The 4,221-nt window shown below is 54.5% G+C and carries 6 protein-coding genes; 4 read left to right on the forward strand and 2 right to left on the reverse strand.

Annotated features, from left to right (window positions below):
- Positions 1 to 11: 11 nt before the first annotated feature.
- Positions 12 to 173 (forward strand): helix-turn-helix domain-containing protein, encoded by a 162-nt coding sequence (locus tag H6B10_RS12865; RefSeq protein ID WP_345941845.1) that lies wholly within the window; start codon positions 12 to 14, stop codon positions 171 to 173.
- A gap of 21 nt (positions 174 to 194) precedes the next feature.
- Here the strand turns inward: H6B10_RS12865 and H6B10_RS12870 are convergent, their stop codons facing one another.
- Both H6B10_RS12870 and H6B10_RS12875 read right to left on the reverse strand, forming a co-directional pair.
- Positions 195 to 761 (reverse strand): chromate transporter, encoded by a 567-nt coding sequence (locus tag H6B10_RS12870; protein ID WP_204651972.1) that lies wholly within the window; start codon positions 759 to 761, stop codon positions 195 to 197.
- Complete coding sequence (locus tag H6B10_RS12875; RefSeq protein WP_204651973.1) at positions 758 to 1,345, reverse strand: chromate transporter; 588 nt, start codon at positions 1,343 to 1,345, stop codon at positions 758 to 760. Before H6B10_RS12875 ends, H6B10_RS12870 begins: the two co-directional genes overlap by 4 nt.
- 110 nt (positions 1,346 to 1,455) lie before the next feature.
- On the opposite strand from H6B10_RS12875, the gene H6B10_RS12880 reads away from it, so the two are divergent.
- The 3 genes from H6B10_RS12880 to H6B10_RS12890 all read left to right on the forward strand — a co-directional run.
- A complete protein-coding gene (locus H6B10_RS12880; RefSeq protein WP_204651974.1) occupies positions 1,456 to 2,334 on the forward strand; it encodes a LysR substrate-binding domain-containing protein in 879 nt (292 codons plus the stop codon).
- 12 nt (positions 2,335 to 2,346) lie between these two features.
- Complete coding sequence (locus H6B10_RS12885) at positions 2,347 to 3,486, forward strand: anaerobic sulfatase maturase (RefSeq protein WP_204651975.1); 1,140 nt, start codon at positions 2,347 to 2,349, stop codon at positions 3,484 to 3,486.
- Between the two features lie 242 nt (positions 3,487 to 3,728).
- On the forward strand, positions 3,729 to 4,221 hold a 493-nt coding region (locus tag H6B10_RS12890; RefSeq protein ID WP_243427379.1), incomplete at its 3' end, for an aldo/keto reductase.

The raw sequence follows: 4,221 nt of genomic DNA on the forward strand, positions 1-4,221 counted from the left end.
TGCGCCAGGCGGTGGAACTGCTGGAGCATACCGATAAAAAGGTGTATGAGATTGCGGAAGAAGTAGGGTATTCCAGCCTGAGCTATTTCTCTACCGCCTTCAAAAAAAGCTTTGGGCAGACCCCGGCGGAGTATCAGGCGTTCAAGCAAAAAAATAAGCAGGGCACTCCGTAAGGAGCGCCCTGCCGTATTCCGTCAAACCGCAGGGATCAACAGGTTCAGGACCAGCCCGGCGGCACCGCACAGGCACATGGTCAGGATCGGGTTCCATTTGAATTTCCGCAGCAGGATAAAGGCAACCACAAAACTGCCGGCACCAATCCAGTCCACCGCGTTCAGGGTGGGAGCCTGACCGTCAAAAAGCACCATGGACAGAATCGAAAGTCCGGCGCCCAGAATCAGTGCCACCACAACGGGCCGCAGGCAGGCCAGAACGTTTTGCAGTACGGAAATATCGCGGTATTTCTTGTAAACGTAAGCCAGCAGGGAAACCAGAATCAGAGCCGGGGTAATGCAGCCCAGGGTGGCAATGATGGCGCCGGGAATACCGGCAATCCGGATGCCCACAAAAGTGGCGGAGTTTACGGCAATGGGACCCGGAGTCATTTCGGCAATGGTGATCAGGTCGGTGAACTCCTGCAGCGTCAGCCAGGGATGGAGTTCCACCACCTGGTTCTGGATCAGGGGCATGGCCGCATAGCCGCCGCCGACACTGAACAGGCCAACTTGCAAAAAGCTGATGAATAGTTGCAGGTAAATCATTGTCTGGCCTCCTTTTTCAGCTGGAACAAGGCGCGTACCACACCAAAAGCCGCTGCGGCCAGAATGATGAGGATCACGTTGACATCAAAGAAAAAGCTGGCAACAAACGCCAGAACCATCAGCGCAATGTAGACAACAGATTTGGTTTTCAGAACATTGCCGCCCAAGCCGCAGACAACGTCCAGAATGACGGCGGCAACACCCGCCTGCATGCCTTTTAAAACCAGAGCAACGTATACGTTGGAAGCAAACGCGGCGTAGAAAAAGGAAATGACCGAAAGAATGACCATCGGCGGGATAATGGTGCCCGTTACCGCAACGATCATGCCCAAAAGCCCATCCACGTTCCAGCCCACCAGAATGGCGGCGTTTACGGCAATGGCGCCGGGGGAGGACTGGGCAAGGGCTGCCATGTCAAGCATTTCCTGCTCGTCGATCCAATGCAGTTCATCCACGAACTTGCGTTTCATAAAGGTGACGATGACAAAACCGCCGCCGAAGGTAAAGGCGCTGATGTACAGCGTGCTGAGAAATAAGGCCCGCAGACGCGCCGCACGCGTCATGGGCTGTTGCTGTTGGTCCATGGTGACCCTCCCATACTCATTTGCATTTATCATACAGCAAATACGCGGCTGCGTAAAATGATAATTTGTTATGGATGTAATACGATTTTGGTTGGAAAGCGAGGCTTGTTGTGACCATCCGTCATTTGCGTATTTTTGTGGAAGTATACCGCCTGGAGAGCGTGACTCATGCAGCGGAAGAACTGCACCTGACCCAACCCGCTGTGACCCGCGCCATACAGGAACTGGAACAATATTACGGCACACGGCTGTTTGAACGGATGTACCGGCATATTTCGCCTACCGAAAGCGGCCGCCGCCTGTACCCGCAGGCACTTCATCTGCTGGATTCTTTCGACCGCATCGAAACAGGCTTGCGCAACTGGGATTCCCTGGGGCGTATCCGGGTTGGCGCTACGGTGACATTTGGCGATACGGTGCTCCCCAAACTGGCACGGCAGTTTTTAAAGGAAAATTCTGCCGTGGAACTGCAGGTGGTAGTGGCCAACGGCGACACACTGGCCGCTGCTTTATGCGAAAACCGGCTTGATTTGGCCTTGATGGAAAACGCGCCGGCTATCCCGGATTTGCATACGGAAGAAATCGGGACAGACCTGCTTTGCGCGGTAATGGCCGCGGATGACCCGCTGGCCGGGCAAGATTCCGTGAGCCTTGAACAGCTGTCCAAGGCACCGCTCCTTGTACGGGAAGCGGGCAGCACCACCCGTACGGTTTTGCAGAATGTTCTGGATGCACGGGGGCTGCCCAACCACATTGTGTGGGAAAGCGTCAGCACCGAAGCACTGCTGCGGGCAGCTGCGGAAGGTCTGGGCATTGCCATTCTGCCGGAGGCCCGGGCAAAAGAAGCGGCCCGAGCGGGAGAAATTTGCCTGCGCCCGGTGGAAGGTAACGTGCTGCAGCGCCATCGGGTGGCCGCGTGGCATAAAGAAAAGTATCTTACGGCGTCCATGAAGCGCTTCTTGGAGCTTTGCCGTCAACAAATCGATTGAGAGGTGTATCCGGTGCCCCATGTAAATTTGCTCATCAAACCGGCTTCCAGCTTGTGCAATATGCGCTGCCGTTATTGCTTTTATGAGGATGAAGCGGCCAACCGTACACAAGCAAGCATGGGCATCATGACGCCGCAAACGGCAGAACTGCTGATTCGTCAGGCGTTTGATGCAGCAGGGGAACAAGGTGATATCAGTATTGCGTTCCAGGGTGGGGAACCAACTCTGGCGGGATTGTCCTTTTTTGAATCCTTTGTGGAACTTGTCAAGTGGTACAACCATAAACAGCTGCCGGTTTCCTATGCTATCCAGACCAATGGATATGCTATCGATGAAGAATGGGCGGCGTTCCTGGCAAAGAACCGTTTTCTGGTGGGAATCTCCGTGGACGGTGATAAAGCACTGCACGATGAATTCCGGGTCGATGCCGCCGGTAAGGGAACATGGCAGCGGACCCAGAAAAGCCTGCGGCTGCTGCAAACGGCGGGCGTTGACTGTAATCTTCTCTGTGTTGTAACAAAACGATGTGCCAAAAGTGCGGTACGCACCTACCATGCTTTACAAAAAACAGGGGTAGGGTATCTGCAATTCATTCCCTGCCTGGACCCCCTGGGGGAGGAACGGGGGCGGCGCCCCTGGTCGTTGACGCCGGAAGATTACGGCACCTTTTTGTGTTCACTGTTTGATGAGTGGTATCGGGATTGGAGAAACGGCCGGTATACAAGCGTTCGCCTTTTTGACGATTACGTGCATTTGGCCATGGGGCTGCCTTCCTCTACCTGTGCAACCAATGGGCGATGCGGGTCTTATTATGTTGTGGAAGCGGACGGAAGCGTATATCCCTGTGACTTTTATGTTCTGGACCCGTGGAAATTGGGGGATATCCATCAGACACCGCTGCGGGAACTGGGGCAAACGGAACGGGCGGCCGATTTCTTGAAAGCAGGGCTCCACCGGCCGGTAATGTGTCGGGAATGCCCATGGGCCCGCCTTTGCCTCGGCGGGTGCAAACGGGACTGGTGTACGGACGAAAACGGAGCGGTCGCAAATTATTACTGTCAGTCTTTCCGGCGCTTTTTTGCCTATGCCGAAACCAGAATCCGTACCATTGCCTCCGAGGAAGCAGCTTTGCGTCGGCGGAACGGGCTGTAAACGGCAGAGGAAAGCCGACACGAAGCAATAGCAATGTAATGAGGATGACTCGGAAGGACCGAATATGCCGACATACAAAAAGAAGCGCGGCCGCGTGTGGCCTGCGCTTCTTTGCTTTGTGATTGTGTTTTACAAAACTGCCGACTATAATAGAAGGCATGGAACCGGGGCAACGTCCCCGGGCATTATGCCGGCCGCTTTGCGGTGCGGCGGGAAACCGATACTTACAGGAGAAATGCGGAATGCAATATCGTTGTGATAAAACGGGCACAAATCTTTCGGTACTGGGGTACGGCTGTATGCGTTTCCCCAAAAGTGGCGGGCGGATCGATTTGGATGCCGTTACCGAGCAAATCGGAGAAGCCGTCAAACTGGGGGTAAACTACTTTGATACCGCTTATGTCTATGGCGGCAGCGAAGCCGCTTTGGGGGAAGCACTGCGCCGTCTGCACTGCCGGGAAAAGGTGTTTATTGCCGATAAACTGCCCCAGTACCTGATCAAATCCAAGGCGGGAATTGAGAAGTGCTTTCAGGAACAGTTGGCGCGCCTGGGTACCGATCATATCGACTTTTATCTGATGCACATGCTTACCGATCTGGCTGCATGGCAAAAGCTGTGCGGCCTGGGTGTGCGGGAATGGATTGAGGAGAAAAAGTCGGCAGGGGCCATCGGTCGCATCGGTTTTTCTTTTCACGGCGATACAGCGGCTTTTTTGGAACTGCTGAACGCCTATG

The sequence above is a fragment of the Gemmiger formicilis genome, from assembly GCF_016901605.1.
Taxonomy (GTDB): Bacteria; Bacillota; Clostridia; order Oscillospirales; family Ruminococcaceae; genus Gemmiger; species Gemmiger formicilis_B.